Genomic DNA, 21,498 nt, shown 5'->3' with positions numbered 1-21,498 from the left:
CATGGACGTGCGCAGATTTGAAGTCGACCAAGACAGCCTGCCAGATTTGGCGGGCATGATGCTGGCCACGGTTGAGGCCCTGCGCGTGCTTGGCGGGTCTGCAACGATTCAAGAACTGGATGAAGAGGTCATATCGCTGGAAGGCGTCACAGAGGCCGAGCAAAGCTACATGATGGCCAATAACAATATGCCTCGTGTGAATTACTATCTGTCATGGGCGCGCACCTATTTGAAACGGGGGCAGGCGTTGGAAAACTCTGCGCGTGGCGTTTGGGCGCTGACGGAAACGGGGACGAAAATACTGGATGTTGCCGCAACGCGCGCGATTTATGATCAGGTCACCCAAGAAGAAAAAGAACGGGCAAAGGAAAAGCGCCAAAAGGAACGAGAGCGCCTGCAAGCGAAGCGTGACAAGCCAAAGCGCAAAGCGCCTGAGATCGAAGTGATCACGCAAGAAGAGCCGGACATTCACGATGATTGGAAGTCTAGACTTTTGGATGTGATGAAAGCCATGGCTCCCGACGCGTTTGAACGCTTGGCACAAAGACTGTTAAGAGAAGCGGGCTTTGTCAAAGTCGAAGTGCGCGGCAAATCGGGTGACGGCGGGATCGACGGCGTGGGCGTGCTCAGGGTCAATTTGGTCTCTTTCCAAGTCTACTTTCAATGCAAACGCTATAAAGGCAGTGTGGGCTCAAAAGAGATCAGAGATTTCCGAGGCGCATTGGAAGGCCGCGCAGACAAGGGGCTGTTTATAACAACGGGCCATTTCACCAGCCAAGCCTCAGAAGAAGCGACACGCGACGGTGCTAAGGCAATCGACCTGATAGATGGCGAGCGCCTGTGCGATCTGTTGAAAGCTAACAAGCTAGGAGTGCAGACAGAAATGGTCGAACAAGTGACTGTCGATCCGCAATGGTTTGACGGCGTTTGACTTCAGTATACAGAGGGTAAATTCCCCTTTGGGGGCCTCAGAGGGGGCTTTGGTATAAATCACATTTATTTTATTTATTTATATCAAGCTACTAGTTCTTGAATGTGTGTCCGTGTGGGAGTAAATTCCCTTTGCCCTTATAAATAAGGGGTTTAACAAAGGTTTAGGCATAGCTTTACACCCCCATTTTCCCCTAAGTTGACCAAGCATTACGAATAAATTACGAATTAACGTATTCGTTTTTAACTCAGGTAGTGTTTCGTGGCGACATTTCAGAGGCTCGCAAATGGCAAGCATCAAGCTCAGATTTATGTGAAGGGCACGCGCAAGTCGAAAACCTTTCGCCTTAAATCAGATGCCAAGGCTTGGGCCGATGACGAAGAGCATGCGCTGCGCCATGGGGCGAAAGCTGTCAGCAACTTCAAACTCTATGATGTGTTCGACAAATATGCCCGTGAGCATTCGCACAAAAAACGTGGGGCGCGATGGGAAATCGTGCGACTTGAAAAGCTGAAACGTGACCCGATCGCACAGATCAAACTCACAGATTTAAAACCAATCCATTTTGCCGATTGGCGCGACGCGCAATTGTGCGCATTGGCGGCGGGCAGCGTTATTCGCGAAATGCAAATCATGAGTGTGGCGCTGAACGTGGCGCGGCGCGAATGGGGCTGGATCGATGCCAACCCTTTGTCAGAGGTGCGCAAGCCGCCAAAAGCCCCCGCACGCGATCGCTTGGTCTCACGTGATGAAATCAGCAAGCTATTGGAGGTTGGCTTGATTGTCGAAGAAAACACGCCTGAGCTGTTCTTTGGCAATCCGCAACATGAGCGGACCAAAAACTTTCTTAGTCAAATCGCCTAATGGTGGTTTAAAACAAGATATCCGCCGCTGACGGCGACCAAATTGATCTGGGCCAATGGTGGATTTTTTGCGCTCTAAGCTGTTGTGAGTCTAAGCCGTATGAGCTTCGATCAAGGCAGCTAAAAAGGCTTCCGCTTTACGTTCGGGTTGATGCCGCTTTCGGGTGATGGCTGCAAAGGGAACGGAATAGGCAATTTCATCTGCAAAAAGCGGCCAAAAATTATCACTTCCCCCAATGCCATAGATGATGTGATCTGCCAAAAATCCGAGATAACGACCAGATTGCACCAAAAGGGCTAGGGCTTCTTCGTCTTTCACGCTGGCGGCACGCTCTAAACCCAGCATATTGGTCGCGCGCATGTTGGGTGAGTTAAAAGAATAGCCCGCGTATTTATGCTCAGTCAAAACCAGCTTTGGATCAAGGCCTTGGGTGTCACATCCGAACAGCGGGTGACCTTTGCCGCAGTACAGGGTCATATTGGCCGAGTAAATTTCCGTATAAATCAGCATCGACGATGTTTGATAAATTGGCATAACAGCCAGATCAAGCGAGCCGTTGACCACATTGGCCTCAAGCGCTGTCAGCGTGTCGACAGATATTTCAAGCGAAACATTCGGCGCGATCGTGTCGAACTTTTCGATGGCGCGATCAATTTGCGCATTCGGGTTGGTGGACGATTGATCATACAACCCAAACCGAATGGTGCCAGACAGATTGCTTTGGATCGCATCTACGCCAGAGCGAAACTCATCAATATGCGCCAAGAGTTGCGAGGTGAGTTGCAGCACCTGTTCGCCTTCTGGTGTGAGGTTGAAACCAGAAGGGCCACGGTTGCACAAACGCAATCCAAGCCGCGCCTCAAGATCAGAAAGATGGCGCGATATCGTCGACTTGCCGATGTTCAATTCAAGTTCGGAAGCGGCGACACCATTGCAGGCTGCCACGACAACGAAGACGCGTAGAAGGCGGATGTCGACGTCCCCAAGGGACTTTAGGATTGCCTGTCTTGCCAACTCATGGTTTCCATTTTGTGCAACCTTAAGAGTAAAGGTTGTAAATTACCAAACCAAACTTTTCGGTTAACGTAAAGATAGGTGCTCAAGAAAATAAAATTCCCCAGCGACAACTCTATCCAATTAAATGATTGAGAGCGCATAACACCAAGCACCTTTTTAACCAACAAAGAGGAAATTATGTCCCTAAAACCTCCCTTAATGGACTTGCCGATTGAGACATCCGATAGCGGATTCTACACTGGCTTTAGTAAAAGTGTTTCTATCTACTCGAAAATAATTGTCGCGATCCTTGTGATCTGGGCCGTTGTATTCCCTGAGCAGGCTGGTAGCATTTTAAACGCAATCAATAGCTTTATTCTGGCCCATACGGCCTATTGGTATATCTATATTGTTGCTTTGTTTTTAATAGTTTGCACCGTTCTTGCCGTTAATCCTAAGACCGGAAAACTCAAACTTGGCGTCGAAGGCGACGTTCCTGAATTTTCTAACTTTTCATGGTTCTCAATGATGTTTGGGTCTGCCATCGGTGTCGGCATGCTGACATGGGCCGTGGCTGAACCTGTGTATCACTTTCAGAACAATCCTGACGTGATCGCGGGGCTTACGAATGGCTCCGCCGCTGACAATGTGCGCAACGCTTACAAATGGTCAAACCTGCATTGGGGCTTTGGCGCATGGGCGTGTTACGGTCTGACAGGCATGGCGATGGCGTACTTCAGCTACCGTCGTGGTCTGCCTTTGACAGTGCGTTCATCGCTTACACCGATCTTCGGCAAGGCCCTTTCAGGCACAATCGGCAATGTTATCGACATTGTTGCCGTTGTTGCCACTATTTTAGGCGTTGCTCAAGCTTTGGGCTTTGGCGTCGAACAATTCGTGGCAGGCATGACCCGTATCGGTATCAGCGGTTTGACCAACGATGCTGGCACATCCAACACGCTTGGCGTTTTGATTGCGATCGTCATCATCATGGGGGCGTCGACAGCATCTGCGTTGTCAGGTGTTGGCAAAGGCATCAAGATTTTGTCCAACGTCAATATGGGCCTTTCCATTTGCTTGTTGGCCTTCTTCTTGATCTTTGGCTCAACTTGGTTTGGTTTGAACGCTCTGTTCTTTGGCGTTATTGACTACGTGATGGCCTTGCCAAAACTGATGTTCCAAGTCTTCCGCTCTGATGGTGTTGAAGGGTCCGTTGCGACGAACCAAGAAAACTGGCAGGGTGCGTGGTCTGTATTCTACTGGGCTTGGTGGGTCGCATTTGCACCGTTTGTGGGCATGTTTCTTGCGCGTATTTCCAAGGGGCGCTCCATTCGTGAGTTCGTTCTTGGCGCGATGGTTATCCCTGCGTTCATGTGCTTTGTCTGGTTCAGCTTTGCCGGTGGTACAGCCATTGACCTGACTTTGAACGGCGCTGCTGGCGATACGATTTTCTCTGTCTCTGATGGTGACAAGATCTTCGCTATGGTCGTTTACATGTTGGGTGCCAATCTGGGTTGGATCATGTCGGTGCTTATCGTTGTGCTGTTGTTGACTTACCTTGTCACGACAGCGGACTCCGCGGTGTTGATTGTGAACACAATCAACGCGGCAGGTGACGAAGGCCCCAAAGCGCGTCCTCATATTTACTTCTGGGGTATTGCTCTGGGAGCCGTGGTTGCTGGTCTGTTGATTGCAGGTGGACCAGGTGGCGGATTGAAAGCCATTCAAACCGCGATGGTCATCGGTGCATTCCCATTTTCTATCGTGATGGTTCTTCAATGTGTTGCTTTGGTGAAAGCCATCTGGAACGATACCAGACGTGCTGCTGAAGGTGTGGCGACAACGACCGATGGACAAGTGGCGGTATCACCCGCTGAATAAACACTGCCGGATGCGCGATGGTGCGTCCGGTAACCAAATCGACGTTGCAACATGCAGAGCGACTTCCGTCGCAAGTTGGACAGGCTAAATGTGGTCCGACAGGCGGCGCGGGAGGAGGTTGAGCTCTTCCATTGTGACGTAAAAGGCGCCCAATTCACGTTGGGCGCTTTGACATTTTGGAGAGTTGGAGGTTTAGGCGACCAACAATCGCGTTTCATGTGCTTTTAAGCAAAGCCGTGCTGTCGGCCCATGTCCAGATGGTGCCGTGCGCAACTCTGGGAACAGTTCGAACAGTTCTGTGCGCGCCTCATCAGCCACCCCAGTCAAAGACACATCAGACGGGTGAAAGCTTTCCGAGGCAGCGCCTTCGGCAAAAACAACCTCATGTGCGTCGAACATTATGTGGAAGTATTCCACAAACCCGCCTTTGCGACGCAAAATGGTGCTGTCGTTGATCAGGTGCTTGGCAGCCGCCAAGACTTCGTCCGTGCCAAACAACATCTCAGCGCGCCATCCGTCCAGCAACATGCGGTGTTGCGGCGATACAATCAGATCGGCCGTGTTGCCCAATGCGCCAGATTTGATTTCAATAGGAGCACAATCGCCTTTGGCTTCAACACCACGTGACCCGATCCAACGCAGCGGCTGCGGGCCATGATCGCGCGTCAGAACCAGTTCGCCGACCTTCAGCGTCTCAATGCGCCGTGGTCCGTAAGGGGTCTCAATGCGGGTGCCGCGACCAAAACAGATTAAGGTCTCGATATTCTCAAAGCGGATGATCGTCCCATCGGTCAGCGTCGCATAGCCGCTTTCGTCGTCGTCAGCATCGCGCACAACGGATCCAGGCACCATAAGGCCGTTCATGTCCAAGGTATCGCCGATGCCGTCTTCGCCAGTCTCACTACCGATGATGGTGATGACATCAGGGTTTAGCAGGTCTACGTTGCCTTCAAGTTGTGAGGGATCGATGATGAATGTGTCGTCGCCGTCGCCGCCGTCAATCGTATCACCACTGCCAGCGTAGATGGTGTCATCGCCGTCGCCGCCGTCAATCGTATCTTCGCCGTCGCCGCCGTCAATCGTATCTTCGCCGTCACCGCCGTCAATCGTATCATCGCCGCTGCCGCCGTCGATGTAATCGTCGTCAGCGCCGCCGCTCAGCGTGTCATTGCCGCCTTGACCGTAGATAATATCATTACCGTCGCCGCCATCCATGATGTCGTCGCCGTCTGTCGTCGCATCCGCGTCAACGACGTAGGTCACTTCCATGACAGACACATCGTCCAAAAGCACGCCACGTTTGTCGTCTTCGCTGGCGATCTCAGTGAACTCGATGGTTGTATCATCGCCGGTTCCTGTGAATTCGACCGTATACGTTTCCCAGGTTTCATCGCTCGGCCTGATGGTGTCTACAAGCTCGCCGTCGATATAGACCTCTATGCCATCGTCGCTGGCGGTGTCGCGCAAGGCCATGTCAAAGCTTAGAACATACGGAGTGCCCGCTGTGGTCTCAATCGTCTGACTTATGGCGTCGACGCCCAAACTATTGTCCAGTTCGACATAGGTGTCGCCAGCGGTGTTGCTGACCCCGTCAAGAGAGCCATTCCAGATCTCAGAATTCGTAACTTCAATCCCATCAACGGTGCTGGTCCATCCTGAAAGCTCTGCCTTTACAGAGCCGTCGACTTTGGTGCCAGAGGCTTCCATGGTGCCGTTAGTGATCAGATTTGATCCCATGGTTGTGGCCGTCGGCGCAGTGTCTTGATCACCAAATAGGACGTCATCGCCATCGTCGCCCGACACAGTATCAGAGCCAGAACCTGCAGATACGATATCATCGCCAAGACCAGAATCGACATAGTCGTCGCCGTCGCCAGCCTCAACTGTATCGTCGTAATCGGCGTAGACGCTGTCAAAATGGATGTCAGAGATGTTGACGCCTTGATTGCCTGTGCCATCGTTGCCGTAATCGATCTCGATAGACGCCACTGGGCCAGCAATGGTCACAAGGATCGATCCATCTGCGTCAGCCGAGGAGGTGCTGGAGACACCCGTTGCTGTGTCTCCAACGACGGATACATCTCCTGCGGATGTTATAAGGACAGTGACAGGGTCGCCCGAGGCATCCGTTGCTGTGACCGTGAGGGTGTCGACAAAGGTCGCCACATCGATATCGGAAATGCGGAATGTGACATTTTCAACTTCTGCATTCATCTCAGACCCTTCGGCCTGATCAAAGTCGATGGTCAAAGTCGAGGTGTTAGACCCGGTGCCGTTGCCGTTCGCGTTGTTGCCGAGCAGCAAAAGAGAGCTGTCGGTGTCAAAGTCTTCGCCTGTTTCGGTGTAGATCGTGTCGTCCGAAACAGCGGCGGAGTATCCAGGGCCTTCGTCATTATAGCTGATGGACACCTCAATGCCGCCGACAGTCATGGACCCGTCTGAACCCGACAAATCCACGTCATCTTCAGCGTAGTCATCCCAAGAAAAGACGTTTGTCGTGACAGTTTCACCATCGATCACGTCACCACCCGACGTTTCAGTGTAGCTGGTGTCTATCGTGTCATTTCCGCTGGTGCCCTCGACGATGTCGTCTTGGTAATCGGCATAGGTAAAGGCTTCTTCGCCGTCCGCGATGACCGCGAAGCTGTCATAGTTCAGGACTTCATAAGTATGGCCTTGAACGAGAGGCACTTCGGACAATGTGTAAAGCCCGCTTGCGTCGCCGCTTTCAACGTCGAATTGCGCGATCTGAAAGATTTCACCTGTGGTTGTGTCTTGAACGGTCCACACGAGTTCTGCGTCAACCGTCACACCAGACGAGGTGTTCCCATCAAGCGAAACGACAGCCGTGGTCGCGCCGTCGCCGCCATTGTCATCATCCAAGCCCAGCCCATCGTCGCTCGTGCCGTTGTCTGTGATCGCGGCGATGCCTGTGGCAGTTTCAGGGCCAGTATAAACTGATGAAGTGCCCGTTGCTCCCAAAAAGGATGCTGGATCAATATCATAAAATTTCACGTCGAATACGGACATATCAGTAACCTTAATAACTATAGGCCCAATCACAGAGCGCAGTTTGGTCTTATTGGTTAATAAAATGACGTTGAATTGCGGCTCAAATCGGGCGCACTTTGGGTCTAAACGTGAAAGATAAGGGGTTTTTGGTGGCACTGTTTCCGAAAACGCACTGTTTTCATCTATAGATCCGTCCAAATTTTGGTTTTTGGCTCAGCGCTCGAAACCATTTTTGGCACCCAAACGAAGATCGCGGGGCGATTGTACGGGCCAACAGCACGTGAGTTCCAAAAGACGCGACATGGCATCGTGCTCAGAAAGAATTATGCTTTAGGGGGCGTTGGCGCGCTCTTAGGGAAGAATGGCAAGCCAACACCATATGGTGAGCGCCGACAATGCTGTCCCGATCAGAACCGACGAGGCAGCCACCCTTTTCGCGGATCCGTACATATCTGCAAACAAATAGCCGTTGACGCCTGTAGCCATCGCAGCAGTGAGTGCCGCTGATCTGAGGGGGCCGACCTCTAGATCGAAAACGAAGTGACCCAAGCCGTAGGTAATCAAAGGGTGCACCACAAGCGATGCAGTGACAGTCCAAGCGATGATGCGCATATCGCCTTCAGGACGGTAGCGTACCAAAACGCCGCCCAATCCGAACAAGGCCACTGGGATGGCAGAGCTTTTCATCAGATTTACCGCGTCCCAGACGGGCAGGGGCAATGACAGCCCCGTCACATTGACGATCCAACCTGCTGAGATGCCGATGATCAAAGGATTGTGCAAAATAGCCGAGCTGACCTGTTTGGCCAGTTTTGTCGCGGATATATTTTGCCCTTGGGCGCGGGCAAGTTCCATCGCAGTGATCCCGCACCCGTAGAGCAATGGCGCATGGATCGAAATAACTGCAAAGTTCCACGCCAAGGCTTCAATCCCGTATGCGCGTTCGGTTATGGGAATGCCCAGCAGCATACCGTTTGAAAACCACCCGACAAAACCGATGGCGATACTGTCGGTCAGGCTGCGTTTAAACAGATAGCGCGCTCCGAAAAAAGCAAAAGCGCCGCCCGAAAATGCGCCGATATAGAAGGACAATAGCAAAGGCAAATGAAACGTCTCGCCCAAGTCCATCTGCGCAATGCCGGAAAATAGCAACAAAGGCACAGCAAAGTTTTGGGCGAATTTCGTCAACATCGCCACAGCTTCGTCGGAAATCCAACCGCGTACCCGCGCGAGATATCCATAACCCACCACGAGAGCGACAGGTAAAATGACTTCGAGCAGCGCTTGCATAGGATTAGTCCTTAAAGGCGATCATCATACCATCGAATGCCGGTGTGATGTGATCTTCGGTCTCAGCTTGCAGGGTCTTGTAGTCAAGATCAATGTGCATATTTGTTAGAACGGCTGTGCTGGGGGCCGCGCGTTTGATCCACTCCAACGTGCGTGCCAGATGTGCGTGCGACGGATGTGGCTCGTAACGCAGCGCATCAATAACCAATGTGTCCAGCCCCATAAGCTTGGGCCAGCTATCCTCAAAGATTTCTAAGACATCGGGAATATAGGCTAAAGATCCGATACGGAACCCAAGAGCGTCGATCTGGCCATGGTTGACCTTGATCGGATCAAAGGTAATTGACCCGCCCGCACCGTCGATTGTCACTGGGCCTGATATGGCGTGCAGATCCAAAATGGCAGGGTAGTTCGAGCCCTCGGGCTGCACAAAAGCATATCCAAAGCGAGTAGTCAGATCGTTTTGTGTTTCTTTGTCCGCCCAGACTTTCAGGCGCTTGCGCATGTTTATGACCACTTGGCGCAAATCGTCGATACCGTGGACGTGATCCGCATGAGAATGGGTGTAGATCACCCCATCCAAATGGCTGACCTGCGCGTCCAGCAGCTGTTTGCGCATATCGGGCGAGGTGTCGATCAACACTTTTGTCGTGCCGTTGGGTCCGGTTTTTTCAACCAAGGCAGAACAGCGCAGCCGCGTGTTTTTTGGGTTCTCTGGATCGCAAGCCCCCCAAACCCCGCCAATGCGCGGCACGCCGCCGGATGAGCCGCAGCCCAATATGGTAAACGTCAGGCTCAAAGCGCGGCCTTGGTGAACAGGCGTTCAAAGTTGGCTTCTGTTTGGGCCGCAAAATCGGCGTAATCCATGCCAAAGGTCTCGGCCGCTTTGCGCGCTGTGTGGGCCACATATGACGGCTCGTTGCGACGACCGCGAAAGGGCGGCGGCGCAAGATAAGGCGCGTCCGTTTCCACCAAAATCCGGTCTTTGGGCACATCGCAGAAAATTTCGCGCAGCTCAGATGATTTCGGAAAAGCCGTTATGCCAGACATCGACAGGTAGAACCCCAAATCAAGTGCCGCCATGCCCAATTCACGTGAGCTGGAAAAGCAATGCATCACGCAAGAATAGGCTCCGGCCTTATGTTCCTCAGCCAAGATACGCGCCATGTCGTCATCGGCAGCGCGGGCGTGAATGATCAAGGGTAGGCCGGTTTGGCGCGCCGCCTCGATATGAATGCGCAGACTTTCTTGCTGAATGCTCATGCTGTCGACGCTGTAATGATAATCGAGACCCGTTTCACCAATGCCAACGAATTTCGGGTGTTCTGCCAATTTGACCAAATCGTCTACGCTGGCCAATGGTTCCTCAAACGCCGACATCGGATGGGTGCCCGCGGCCCAAAACACCGGCGCGTGGGCCTCAGAAATGGCTTGCACTTGGGGTGCGTTTTTCAGCTTGGTGCAGATGGTCACCATCCGGTGCACGCCCGCCGCCACCGCCCGCTCAATCACCTGCGGCAATTCATCTGCAAAGTCAGGAAAGTCCGTGTGACAATGGCTGTCGGTGATCAAAGGCATTGTTTCGGTTGTGATATCAGATGCGGACATTGCGGATGCTCTAAACTGTGGCGGCGCGCAGAAATTTACCGAGAACGTGCTACGCGAGACGCCGTGTCATTGATTTTAAATACCATATCAAGGATCGATGCAGCGGGGTCAAGGTTGACTGCCTTGGCATGGGCCGCACGGGCCGATATTTCTTGCTGTAATGTGGCCCAGTCCTTGGCTGCCATGCTGTCTGGGGCCAAACGGGTCATAACCTCGACCTCCTTGCGCGCGGCTTCGACCAGAGGCGGGCGGCCCGCACCCGTACGCGCCAAGCGGGTCAAGAACCGATCAATCAGTCCTAAAATAAGCTCGTAACGATCCACATTCGTAGCTCCCACACAGCTTTCCGCCAGTTTGAGCGCACGGGGGCGATCCAGCTTGGGCAGCGTTGCGAACAGGGCAACGACTTCGCGGTAAGCGTCCATTCCGTCCAAATGCGTCAATCTTAAAGCTTCCCCAACCGACCCTGCTGCCAATTCAGCAAGGGCTTCGCTTTGGTCTGCCGCATCAAAGCCTGCTGCGTCAAGGGCTTGGCGTACATCTTCGCTGTTCAAATGCCCCAAACGCAACTCGCGACAGCGTGAACGGATGGTGGGCAAAAGCCGTGAGGGTTGATGGGACACAAGCAAAAGCACCGCATCTTTAGGCGGCTCTTCAAGCATTTTCAACAATGCGTTGGCGGATGAGACGTTCATTTCATCAGCACTGTCGACTATCACCACGCGGCGCCCGCCGTCGGTAGCGGACATGTGGAAAAACGCGCCAAGTTTGCGCACTTCTTCCACGGAAATCTGCGCCGTGTGGCGACTTTTTTTTGCATCATATGCGCGCCGGATCAAACACAGGCGCGGTTCTGCCAATTGTGCGGACCGGCGATAGACAGGCGTGTCATGCCCGATCTCTAGGCTGGTCGGAGCAGGGGGCGCGTCCCCAAATAGGCCCGCGTCAGCTTCGCCGACAGGTTGAGACAATAAAAAGCGTGCAATCCGCCATGCGAGCGTTGCTTTGCCAACGCCGCGTGGTCCTGTGATCAGCCATGCATGGTGCAAGCGTCCTGTGTTGAACGCCTCCAAAAACGCGTCTTCGGCTTTGGATTGGCCAAACAAATGCAAGGTTTCACGCGGGTGCGGCGCACCGGGGGCACGGTCGGATTCTGGTTCCAGCTCCATGTCACCGGCGGGGGCTCTCATGCGTGGGGGCCTTCCGCGGCGACCAAACGCGGCAGAATTGCTTTTGCAATATCACTGGCAACATCGTCGATGCTTTGTGCGCCCTCGATCACCACAAAGCGAGGGGCGTGAGCCGCGAGGTCCAAAAAGGCGCTGCGCATTTTTATTTGCATCTCAACCCCGAAATCCTCGAAGCGCTCTTCTGCAGTCTGGCGTGATTTTGCGCGCGACAAGCCGACATTGGGATTGATATCGACCAAAATCGTGATGTCAGGTTCAACCCCGATCATCGCCGCATGCAGCGCATTCACGCGTTCCAGCAGGTCGCCACGGGTGGTGCCTTGATAGACCCGCGTACTGTCAGCAAAGCGATCACAGATTACGATTTGTCCTGCTTTCAGTGCTGGGCGAATGGTCTTCTCCAGATGGTCGCGGCGCGCAGCGGTGAACAGCAATAGCTCTGTTTCCGCCGACCAACGATCCGGATCGCCTTCAAGCACCAGCGCACGAATTTCTTCAGCGCCTGCCGATCCGCCTGGTTCGCGAGTCAAGATCACGTCATGACCTTGATTGCGCAGAAAATCCGCCAAAAGACGCGCTTGAGTGGATTTGCCAGAGCCGTCGATGCCCTCGAAACTGATGAACATATATAGGTCCTATTGCGCCACAGTCGCAGGGGCGTCGGAGGGTGAGGTCAGCTTAGTGCGCAGCACCCCAAAAGCCGTGCGTAAACGCGGGCCAATGCCACCGCGTTCAATCGTGCGATCCGCCACCAGCGGCAAGCGCGCCTCAGGCATATCGCCGCGGTCAATCACGAGTTCTGCCACCTTGTCGCCTTGCATGATTGGCGCCTGTAGCGGGCCTGAATAGACGACAGTACCGGTAACATCTTGCAACATTGGGGCAGGCAGCAACAAAGACATGTCTTGTGCCGCGACAAGCCCAACGCTTGTCTCATTGCCCATCCAGACGTCTGCACGGGCGAATTCTTGCCCTGATGTCGCGACGGTTTTTTGCGCGAATTGGCGAAAGCCCCAGCTGACAATGCGCTCGGCCTCTTGAGCACGCTCGGCTTGTGATGTCAGGCCTGTGATGACGAAGATCAAGCGACGGTTCCCCTGCATTGCAGACCCGACAAGTCCATAGCCTGCCTCTTCAGTGTGACCGGTTTTAAGTCCGTCAGCACCAATGCCAAGTTTCAGCAAGGGATTGCGATTGTTGCGGTTTTGTGGTGCGCGATTGTCATAAGGGAACTCAAGCTGACCAAAGTACCCGTAGTATTCGGGAAAGTCTTTGATCAGGCGTGTGGCCAAGACGCCGAGGTCTTCCATCGACATGCGTTGACCAGGATTTGGCCAGCCAGAGGCATTGGCAAAGGTCGAATTGTCCATGCCCAAAGCCTGCGCGCGTTCATTCATCAAACGCGCAAAATTATCTTCTGTGCCTGCAAGCCCTTCGGCCACCGCGACACATGCATCGTTGCCAGACAAAACGATAATACCTTGGATCAGTTCTTCGACGGTGGGACGATCCGTTTCGTCCAAAAACATCGTCGACCCCCCCATGTTCTTGGCGCGCGTCGATACAGAAAATCGCGTATCCAGAGTGACACGACCATCGCGCAACGCTTCAAACAACATGTTGAGCGTCATCAATTTCGACATCGAGGCTGGCGGGAGCGGTGTATCGGCTTCTTTTTCCAACAACAGCGTATCGGTCGTCAGGTCATAAACCCACGCGGCCCGCGCACGGGTTTCAAAAGCAGAGGCGGGCAATACCGATGCTACGAACACACAGGCTGCTGCACAGATACAGGTGAGGCGGGACAGGAGATGGGGCATTGATATGCAATCCTTTGTGTCTCGGACGTCAAAACGGTGCCACGTGGGCAAACGTAAACTTATTGAACGGTAAAGGTGAATAGAGCTTCAGTGCCTTAGTGTGTCACAAAGTACGCGTCAGTGAAGCCAGAACTCTTCACTTTTGCGAGAAGATCTTTGCGCTCGTTTGCATTGGACGCCGGTCCCACGACCACACGCCAAAACGCTTTACCTGAGGTTTCACCATTTTTTACGGTGGCGACAAGGCCTTGCGCGCCAAGCATCTTAACCGTGCGGTCCGCGTTGTCTTTGACAGAGAAAATCCCGATTTGGATGAATGGTTTGCTCAACGTTGAGGCAGCAGGCTGGGCTGCTATTGCCTTTGGCGCAGTTGTTTCTGGGGGTGCCACAGGTTTTGCGATTGGCGTGCTTGAGACCGCAGGAGCAAGGGCGTCTAAAGTGGCGGCTGCATCGGCAATGGGGTCAAGTGGGGCCGCTTCAATGATTTCTGCTGGGGCGATAGTTTCAACCTGTAAAGGGGGCGATTCAACAGGAACCTCTTCGCGGCGCAACGCAGTGACGTTTAGTTCAGCTGGACTGCCGGCCAAAAGACCAAGCGCTTGTGCAGCATCGGAGGACACCTGAATGTCAGGGCCAGGCGAGCTGCGCTCGCGTTTGAACAAGGCGCCAATCACGAACTTACCATTGTTAGAATTGCGGATGATGACTCTTTCGGGGTCGGTCACGTCAGAATGCGCAACCCAAACCCCGCCTAAAGATGGTCTGCCATCCCAAAGTCCGTTTGAGGTCACTTGAAACACATCAGGGGCTTCAATGTCACGCTCGACGATTTTGGTTGATGTTTGCTGCTGCACGGTACCATCCGCAGACGCACTCGGTTTTTTCTGAAAAATATTGCCGCCTTGTCCGTCTTCACAGGCCACAAGAAATGTTGCGCTTGTCAGTGCCAAAAGCACGCGAACGAAGGGGCGGCTCTTGAGGCTTGGATTTAGGCGTTTGCTTGGTGTTGGAGTGCCTGTCGACTGCATGCTCTGTGCCCCTTGAACTTTGTGCCGCGTCTTGCGCACGAATGATCTGCTCTGCCTGTCCCGCTTCGCCGCTTTGGGCATTGGTGCGGTTTGTTTTTTTGCAGTCTAGCGGCTTGCCCTTGCGCTGGAAAGCCCTGCGTTCGGCAATGGGCAAAAAAAACGGCACGTTTTCAGCCTTGGCTGTAATTGCACAAGACCGTCAAAATTGGACATATTGAAATTGTTTTGATTTTTTTTCGTTACACATCTTTTAGAATCGAAAAGAGGGCGCTAGAGAGAGCGCGTCGGAGGAGTGGCAGAGTGGTCGAATGCACCGGTCTTGAAAACCGACGAGGGTGAAAGTCCTCCCAGGGTTCGAATCCCTGTTCCTCCGCCACATCACCCTAAATTTTTGCATTAAATCAAACATTTAGGGTAGGTGTGTCGTTTTTTGCCCCACATATTGCCCCACGGCTAAATCATAGTCATCGCCTCTCTAATTGTTGACGTAGGGTTCTGCATTGGGCTTTCATACCTCAGTATTTTAATAATTTTTGAGGTGGGGACATGTCCGAACAATTACCTGAGTATCTTAAGCAAGGTGAAGCCGCGCGTTTGTTTCCCGTTCTCTCAACAACATCCAAAGAAGGGCGAACAACGTCTATTGTTTTGGCTTGTGTGTCTAAGGTTGAAGAGTTCGGCTCAGAGTTGCTGTCTAGTGTCGGGCAAAAGCTTGGGAAACGGACTAAGGTGGCAACATACACCGAAGTTTGTTTTGAAAAACAAAGTGGGTCAGTCAATGACCGTCCAGATGGATTGATAACCCTAAAGACAGGCAGTCGTGAATGGGTGGCCTTGATCGAAGCGAAGGTCGGCAACAATGATTTAGATGCAAGCCAATTAGAGCGATATCGTGCCTTGGCAAAAGAGAACGGCGCGGATTGTGTGATTTCTATTTCAAATCAGTTCGCCACTAGCCCAATGGTTCATCCGCTAGATGATGTTCGAAAAAGCCGTTCGAAAATTCCAGTTTATCACTGGTCATGGATGCATATTCTGACGATTGCAGATTTGCTTTTGTCTAGTGAGGGGGTTGCAGATACCGATCAGAAAATATTGCTGAATGAATTGCGAAGATTTCTAACTCACGAAAGCGCGGGGGTTAAGGGCTTTGATCGTATGCCGCGCGAATGGGCAGAGTTGAATAAGCTCGTTTCAAGTGGCGGTAGCATTCCTGCACGCTCACCTTTGGTTCTGCCTGTTTTGCAGGCATGGCACCAAGAAACGCGTGACCTATCACTTATTTTAAGTCGTATGACGGGGGCGAATGTGTCTGAGCGCCTTCCACGAAAACACGCCGCTGACCCTGCCAGCCGTCAAAAGGACGAGTTGCAAGATTTGCGCGATGCTCATTGTTTGAAGTGTTCGCTGAGTGTGCCAGATGCCGCTGCAACAATTGATGTTGTCGCTGACATTCCGCGCCGTAGCATCGACGTTGGGATGACCTTGCGCGCGCCTGAGGATAAAAAAACCACAAAGGCGCGAGTGAATTGGTTGTTGCGCCAAGTCAAAGCTGAAAAGGTCGATGGCTTGTTTTTGCGACTGCTTTGGCCAGGTGCAAGCGAGGCTACACAGCACGCATTTCAAGACTTGCGCAATGACCCCGACTTGGCAAGTGAGGGCAAAGAACACCTTGTTCCCCATGGTTTTCATCTCTTTGCATCTGAACGGCTTGGGGCCAAATTTACCCAGCAAACTAACTTTATCGCTGAGTTGGAAGTTTTGGTTCCTAAGTTTTATGGCGACTTCGGTTCAAACATTTCTGCTTGGCAGCGCAAGGCTCCTCAGATCAAACAAGGCCGCGATGATAGCGAAGATGTTTCTACCGAAGCTTTAGAAGAAGATTCTGAGGGCTTTGAGCCATAGGCTTTCCCAGCGTTTTATTAAGTTTTTGCAAGCTGGGCGGCATTAGTTCCCCGCCCAGCATGTTGAGAAATGTTAAGGTTTGGGGTCAGTGTTCGGATGCCGCCAGCCTAAGCCTCCCCAAAGGCAACATGCCACAGCAAAGCCCAAAAACACGAACCCCATGTCTGCGATGCTGTCTAACCAAATCGGTATAGCGGGATCAGTGCAAGTGTGCGGGCAGTTCTGCGGTGGTGATGCCCTTGCCTTTGGTCAGGCGTAAGACATCCAAAAGCCATGCGGTGCGGCCCTTGGTGGTCAGTGTGAATGGCGCGCAGTCACCATTGGTGATGACATAGCTCCGCCGTGCCGCCCAAGCGGGTTTTAAGTTTTCCATGATATCGGAACCCCCTAAGCTGTGGTTCGGGATTCAAGCCATTTGGAAATGTCGCTTGCGCGCCATGCAACGGCTCTTTGTCCGATTTTCACGGGACGGGGGAAATTGCCTTCGGACATAGCGCGGTAAAGCCCGCTCTTGCTCATGCCTGTGATCTGCTCAACGCCGTAGCGTCTCAATAGGTGTTCGGTCATTAGAGACCCTTTCAATTTTGCCGCTTTTTTTTTGCTAGCGGCGTGTTAGAAAGAGCATGGAAATTGACTCTCCAAAGTTTTTTCCATTTTATCGGACGCTGGGATTACTCTCGGCGTCCGTGCTCTTTCGGGGCCTGTTGTAAGCCTTGCCGCAAACACTAAAGCCTGTCCCACACAGTGCAAAGGGGTTGCAAGGAATTTGCTCAAGAAAAATATTGAAACGGTGTTGCAAGCTATTGAGATAACAAGATTTGTTCCTGTAATTTACCCGTAATTTACCCGTAATTATGTGCTGTTTTGGGGTCATTTTGGGGTCATTTTGGGGTTACTTTAGTGTTACTTTTTTCACTGTGAATTTGTCAATTTGGATTGGATTGTATCGTAAGTCCTTCAACTAAAAGGCGTAAATCCAAGGTGGTGTTGCTTGAGCGAAAATTGCTCGCGCCATGATGAATTGTGTCCATCATATGCGAACAAATTGAGTGTGGCTTTCGGGCAACAAATGCAGGGTTGTTTGGCTAGATATAGGCTTAGCAGTATGGTTTCACCCGATCAGATGAATTTTCGCAGCCTTGGCGGATAGGTGATTCTGCCAGCGTTCCATAAGCGCACGCCGCTTCTCAAATAGATCAGACCGCGCATAGGCAGCTTCGGCCTTGTTTTGGATGGTGTGAGCCAGCGCGGCCTCTGACACTTCGCGTGCGGTGGTCGTACGCTCTTGGGTCCACGTCTTAAACGATGTGCGGAACCCGTGAATGTCTGCGGTAAAGCCGTTCTCTTTGACCAATTTCGACAGCGTCATGTCGGAAAGAGGTTTGCCATAGCGCGTCCCTGCAAAGATCAGGTCGGACCCGTCATTGAGTGCCTTTGCCTCTGTCAATATTTCAAGCGCACGGCTTGGCAATGGGATGATCGCCAATTTGGTGAGCTTGTCCGCTCCCCCAATACCCCCATGACAACTAGGGCTGCTGCCCCCGCGCGGATCAAAGGGTGGGGCCTCGCCATGCTCGGTTCGCTGTGCTGCCCCCGCGCGGATCAAAGGGTGGGGCCTCGCCATGCTCGGTTCGCTGTGCTGCACCTGCGCGTGGCTCTGGTCCTGCGTGACCGCACCTTTGATCCTTACCACCCCGCTCCTCGGCGGAAGCCAGACGGTTGCAGGCGCAACTTGTCATTAAAATTTCGAACAATTTGTGGTATGAGGGCAATACATAAAATCAAATTTATAGGGCACAAAATGGCTGAACTAAAAGTAGCAACTTGGAATCTATATCAATTCGCAAAACCTGGTACCTACTGGTACGACATGGAGGAAAGCAACGACTATGAACCGGATCAATGGGCTCAAAAGCTTTCTTGGATTCGTAGCGTAGTCGAAGATATGAATGCCGACATAATTGGGCTGCAAGAAATCTTTAGCGTCGAAGAATTCAAAGAGCTTTTCAACTCACTTGGGTACGAACATGTGGCTGTGGTCGATACTCCAGCAGTTGACCCAAACAATGACAAAGTTTTTGTCGGTCCAATCACCGCAATTGCCTCTCGTCATCCATTTGTAGGCGAGCCTTCCGCGTTGGCGTTTCCGCAACAGTTAAAAGATCAAACACAAGTAGAGGATGGCTTTGATTTTCGACGTGCCGTAACTCGCGCAACGGTTCAAACACCACAACTTGGCGAAGTTGTGGTTTATGTGTGCCACTTTAAGTCTCAAGGGGCCTTTATCGATGGAGACGAAATTGCGAGTTTTGCGGATTGGAAAACTCGCTTTCGCGAGCATCTTCGGGCTAGAGCAATAAAGGATGCTGATCAAATTGTGCGTCGAAGCGCCGAGGCTGCGGGTGTCTATTTGGCCGCAATGGAAGAATTGGATGAAAATCCCAGTAAGCCAATTGTCGTATTGGGAGACATGAATGATGGACCTCATTCACCAACTTTAAGAATGATAACCCAACAAGAGTGGATCGATAACATTGCTCGTAAGAGACGCAGTAAGATTGAAGACGCCTCTGACCGTGCTTGGAATTTCACTTGGCAGCTCTATGACGCTTACGGGCTTCTGCCGAGCCAGAATTCAGCGACGCGCCCAGCAACGCACGCGGGTGGTTGGAAGTATCCAGCCGAAACGCTTGACTACATTTTTGTCACAAATGCACTCAATCCAAAAAATCTAAATCACATCGCAAAAGTGAGCGACTTGAAGGTATATTCGGAACATTTCGATGATCTTGATAAGCTTCTGACAACGGATCACGCTCCTGTATGTGCAACCCTTACCGTTCGTAGTTGACGAAGGTCTGTCCGGCGAAATCCCCGATCACCTTGTCAACTACATCAATCTAGGCTCCATCGCCTGCGATCTGGCGGTGGAGTACGCCGAAACAGAAATCTCAGGCGAACGGCTGATTTATCGGGCGGGATAGTAATCATGGGAAAGCCCTGAGACTCCCCATGACGGTGGATTTATAGGTCAGGTGCGTTCGTTGCTGCGGCCTTTATGTATGCCAACCGTTTTTCGACTTCTTCTTGTAAGTCTTCGGCCTTGTCTGGCCACATCTCAGTGGCGAGTGCGCGATGGTCGTAAAACACCGCCTGAGCGTCTTGCAAGCTGCCATCCTCTTTGCTTGTGATGAAGTATTCCAATGAATAACCACAGTTTGGCCGCGTGAGTAATTTGGGAGTCAGGCTCCCTTTGCCTTTTGCAGGACGCCCACTCACAGAAAACTTTAGTGCACTAAAGAGCATGGCTGCGGCAGGCCCGCTTGTACTGCTGCGTATGTGTCTGGTGCAGCTTTCCAACGCGATCCCCGTTGCGGGTTGACCGTCGAGGCCATAGTGCCAGTGATGCATGACACTGCGACTTTCTTTACTGGTTTGGGCTGGCTGGCCGTAGGCTTCTAATAGTGCGGCCTCATAGCTGGCGAATGTCGTCGCTTGTAGCGGTGACGGTGAGTAAAATCGTGTGATTGCCATCACACCCTCATTGGCGTCATTGGGAACGTTATAGAACGCCAAATTATCCTGAGAATATTTCGTGAATTCTGGCTCAGAATATGGAACGGAGATTTGACGATATGTTCCATTAAGTTGCTTTAATGCGCGAACGACTTTGCGCAAAGATTGCTCTGGCGTGATCTTTCCACCTGCAGGAAGCAGACCGTCGAGCTGATCCAATGGCGTCCCCATGGTCACGCCTTTAATAGCCGCATCGGGGAAAACACGTTCACCAATTGCAGGGCCATTGGTTTGGGACAACGCCCCTACGCTCTGCCATTGATCGACGAGTTTGACGCCAAGTTGACCGTCTGTAACCGCAAATGTCACTTTGTCGTTCTCACAATTATTATTGACGTCTTTGACAAGAAAGGCGTCGAACATGCCGTCTTTTATCGTTGGCGCAACGACGTATTCGCAGCTCAGTGTCAGTTGTTGCATGCCCAAGATAGCACCAGCACTGGTGACACCAAGTTTGAGTTCAAGAAAACCTGCAAGTCCGCCCACCTGCACCTTGCCTTCCCATTCGCCTTCGATGGCGGAAAGTGAAGTGACTGCGTCCTCAGCATAAGCGGCGTTGGCAAGCATGCTGGCGGTGCACAGAACACCAGCCATGGCAGTAAGTTGTTTGGGTAACATAAGGGTCGTCCTTTAGATTGGATCGGCCACTGTGAAAGGGGTCCCTTTTGATAAGGGTAGCATATTCACCCCCTCGGAGTCCGCGCGCGCTGTTTTTCCACAGCTTTTTAGGCGGAGTCCGTCCTGTCAAAACAAGGTCACACCCCACTTCCAAAGGGACCCCTTTATGGAAGAGGAAAAACGCCATGATTGACGATTGTTTCAAAACACAAATTGATCACACTAAACGCATGGAACTCACCAAATCCGAAGGCCGTATCATTGGCTACATCCGTGTGTCCGATGCCGATCAGTCCGAAGCGTTGCAGCTTGATGCGCTGCGAAAGGCAGGCTGCGTAAAGCTATACCGCGATCACGGCGTTTCAGGTGCCAAGGTGGCGCGCCCCGCGTTGGATCAAATGATGCGTGACCTCAAGGCTGGTGACACGCTAACAGTTTGGAAGCTAGACAGGCTGGGGCGTTCGACAATCCACTTGCTGCAAATCCTAAGCGACCTGCAAGAGCGCGCAATCCATTTCCACGCCATCACCCAAGGCATCGACACCAACACCGCCGTTGGCCGCATGATATTCGGGCAACTCGCCGTATTCGCAGAATATGAACGCAGCTTAATATCAGAACGCACCAAAGCAGGCATGGCGGCAGCAAAGAAACGTGGGGTGCATGTGGGAAGGCCGAACAATAAAATTGGTTAAAGCGATCAAGAAACGTTTGATAAATTCAGTTTTCATGACAGGTTACGAATGAGTGCGACTATCACCGCACTTGCCAATTTATGA

Annotated in this window: 19 protein-coding genes and 1 tRNA gene; 7 read left to right on the top strand and 13 right to left on the bottom strand. The window is 52.2% G+C overall.

The genetic code is table 11. The features are described 5' to 3' along the window. The first annotated feature begins 7 nt into the window (after positions 1–7). On the top strand, positions 8–931 hold the full coding sequence (locus WNY38_RS12405; protein ID WP_342857652.1) for a restriction endonuclease: 924 nt from the start codon (positions 8–10) through the stop codon (positions 929–931). Positions 932–1,192: 261 nt separating this feature from the next. Further along, positions 1,193–1,795 carry a hypothetical protein gene (locus WNY38_RS12400; RefSeq protein WP_342857651.1) on the top strand — a complete coding sequence of 201 codons (603 nt, stop codon included), beginning with the start codon at positions 1,193–1,195 and terminating at the stop codon, positions 1,793–1,795. Between the two features lie 90 nt (positions 1,796–1,885). Here the strand turns inward: WNY38_RS12400 and WNY38_RS12395 are convergent, their stop codons facing one another. Beyond that, positions 1,886–2,809, bottom strand: a complete 924-nt coding sequence (locus WNY38_RS12395; RefSeq protein ID WP_342857650.1) for a LysR family transcriptional regulator — start codon at positions 2,807–2,809, stop codon at positions 1,886–1,888. Positions 2,810–2,989: 180 nt separating this feature from the next. Here WNY38_RS12395 and WNY38_RS12390 point away from each other — a divergent pair, with 180 nt between their 5' ends. Then, the gene (locus tag WNY38_RS12390) at positions 2,990–4,672 is read left to right on the top strand and encodes a BCCT family transporter (RefSeq protein WP_342857649.1); all 1,683 of its coding nucleotides are present in this window, start codon (positions 2,990–2,992) and stop codon (positions 4,670–4,672) included. Positions 4,673–4,864: 192 nt separating this feature from the next. On the opposite strand, the gene WNY38_RS12385 is transcribed toward WNY38_RS12390, so the two are convergent. The 8 genes from WNY38_RS12385 to WNY38_RS12350 all read right to left on the bottom strand — a co-directional run bounded on the left by WNY38_RS12385 (position 4,865) and on the right by WNY38_RS12350 (position 14,620). Further along, a complete protein-coding gene (locus WNY38_RS12385; protein ID WP_342857648.1) occupies positions 4,865–7,702 on the bottom strand; it encodes a Hint domain-containing protein in 2,838 nt (945 codons plus the stop codon). Positions 7,703–8,035: 333 nt separating this feature from the next. Continuing rightward, on the bottom strand, positions 8,036–8,974 hold the full coding sequence (locus tag WNY38_RS12380) for an AEC family transporter (protein WP_342857647.1): 939 nt from the start codon (positions 8,972–8,974) through the stop codon (positions 8,036–8,038). Between the two features lie 4 nt (positions 8,975–8,978). After that, positions 8,979–9,773, bottom strand: coding sequence for an MBL fold metallo-hydrolase (locus WNY38_RS12375; protein WP_342857646.1), 795 nt, complete (start codon positions 9,771–9,773; stop codon positions 8,979–8,981). After that, complete coding sequence (locus tag WNY38_RS12370; protein ID WP_342857645.1) at positions 9,770–10,582, bottom strand: TatD family hydrolase; 813 nt, start codon at positions 10,580–10,582, stop codon at positions 9,770–9,772. The genes WNY38_RS12375 and WNY38_RS12370 overlap by 4 nt, the downstream gene beginning before the upstream one ends. 35 nt (positions 10,583–10,617) lie before the next feature. Then, a complete protein-coding gene (locus WNY38_RS12365) occupies positions 10,618–11,772 on the bottom strand; it encodes a DNA polymerase III subunit delta' (RefSeq protein WP_342857644.1) in 1,155 nt (384 codons plus the stop codon). Then, on the bottom strand, positions 11,769–12,398 hold the full coding sequence (gene tmk, locus WNY38_RS12360; protein ID WP_342857643.1) for a dTMP kinase: 630 nt from the start codon (positions 12,396–12,398) through the stop codon (positions 11,769–11,771). The genes WNY38_RS12365 and tmk overlap by 4 nt, the downstream gene beginning before the upstream one ends. 9 nt (positions 12,399–12,407) lie before the next feature. Continuing rightward, entirely contained in the window at positions 12,408–13,592 is a 1,185-nt protein-coding gene (locus tag WNY38_RS12355) for a D-alanyl-D-alanine carboxypeptidase family protein (protein WP_342857642.1), read from the bottom strand. A gap of 95 nt (positions 13,593–13,687) precedes the next feature. Then, positions 13,688–14,620: an SPOR domain-containing protein gene (locus WNY38_RS12350; RefSeq protein ID WP_342857641.1), complete on the bottom strand. Its 933-nt coding sequence runs from the start codon at positions 14,618–14,620 to the stop codon at positions 13,688–13,690. A gap of 286 nt (positions 14,621–14,906) precedes the next feature. Between WNY38_RS12350 and WNY38_RS12345 the strand changes: the two genes are divergently transcribed. Together WNY38_RS12345 and WNY38_RS12340 are read left to right on the top strand one after the other, a co-directional pair. Continuing rightward, positions 14,907–14,996: transfer RNA gene (locus tag WNY38_RS12345), tRNA-Ser, on the top strand. A 170-nt stretch (positions 14,997–15,166) separates the two neighbouring features. Next, positions 15,167–16,525: a hypothetical protein gene (locus tag WNY38_RS12340; RefSeq protein ID WP_342857640.1), complete on the top strand. Its 1,359-nt coding sequence runs from the start codon at positions 15,167–15,169 to the stop codon at positions 16,523–16,525. A gap of 199 nt (positions 16,526–16,724) precedes the next feature. Here WNY38_RS12340 and WNY38_RS12335 read toward each other — a convergent pair whose 3' ends face one another. The 3 genes from WNY38_RS12335 to WNY38_RS12325 form a co-directional block, all read right to left on the bottom strand. Continuing rightward, positions 16,725–16,898, bottom strand: a complete 174-nt coding sequence (locus WNY38_RS12335; RefSeq protein ID WP_342857639.1) for a hypothetical protein — start codon at positions 16,896–16,898, stop codon at positions 16,725–16,727. 14 nt (positions 16,899–16,912) lie between these two features. Beyond that, a complete protein-coding gene (locus WNY38_RS12330) occupies positions 16,913–17,092 on the bottom strand; it encodes an AlpA family phage regulatory protein (protein WP_342857638.1) in 180 nt (59 codons plus the stop codon). Between the two features lie 544 nt (positions 17,093–17,636). Then, a complete protein-coding gene (locus WNY38_RS12325; RefSeq protein WP_342857637.1) occupies positions 17,637–18,149 on the bottom strand; it encodes a hypothetical protein in 513 nt (170 codons plus the stop codon). A gap of 177 nt (positions 18,150–18,326) precedes the next feature. Between WNY38_RS12325 and WNY38_RS12320 the strand changes: the two genes are divergently transcribed. Beyond that, on the top strand, positions 18,327–19,376 hold the full coding sequence (locus WNY38_RS12320) for an endonuclease/exonuclease/phosphatase family protein (protein ID WP_342857636.1): 1,050 nt from the start codon (positions 18,327–18,329) through the stop codon (positions 19,374–19,376). A gap of 173 nt (positions 19,377–19,549) precedes the next feature. Here the strand turns inward: WNY38_RS12320 and WNY38_RS12315 are convergent, their stop codons facing one another. Then, a complete protein-coding gene (locus WNY38_RS12315; RefSeq protein ID WP_342857635.1) occupies positions 19,550–20,719 on the bottom strand; it encodes a hypothetical protein in 1,170 nt (389 codons plus the stop codon). A gap of 185 nt (positions 20,720–20,904) precedes the next feature. Between WNY38_RS12315 and WNY38_RS12310 the strand changes: the two genes are divergently transcribed. After that, a complete protein-coding gene (locus WNY38_RS12310; protein WP_342857634.1) occupies positions 20,905–21,414 on the top strand; it encodes a recombinase family protein in 510 nt (169 codons plus the stop codon). Positions 21,415–21,498: the final 84 nt, after the last annotated feature.

Origin of the sequence: Pacificibacter sp. AS14, assembly GCF_038899935.1 — a bacterium.
Lineage (GTDB): Bacteria > Pseudomonadota > Alphaproteobacteria > Rhodobacterales > Rhodobacteraceae > Celeribacter.
Note: the sequence above shows the minus strand (reverse complement) of the source record. Positions and strands in the feature narration are given on the sequence as shown.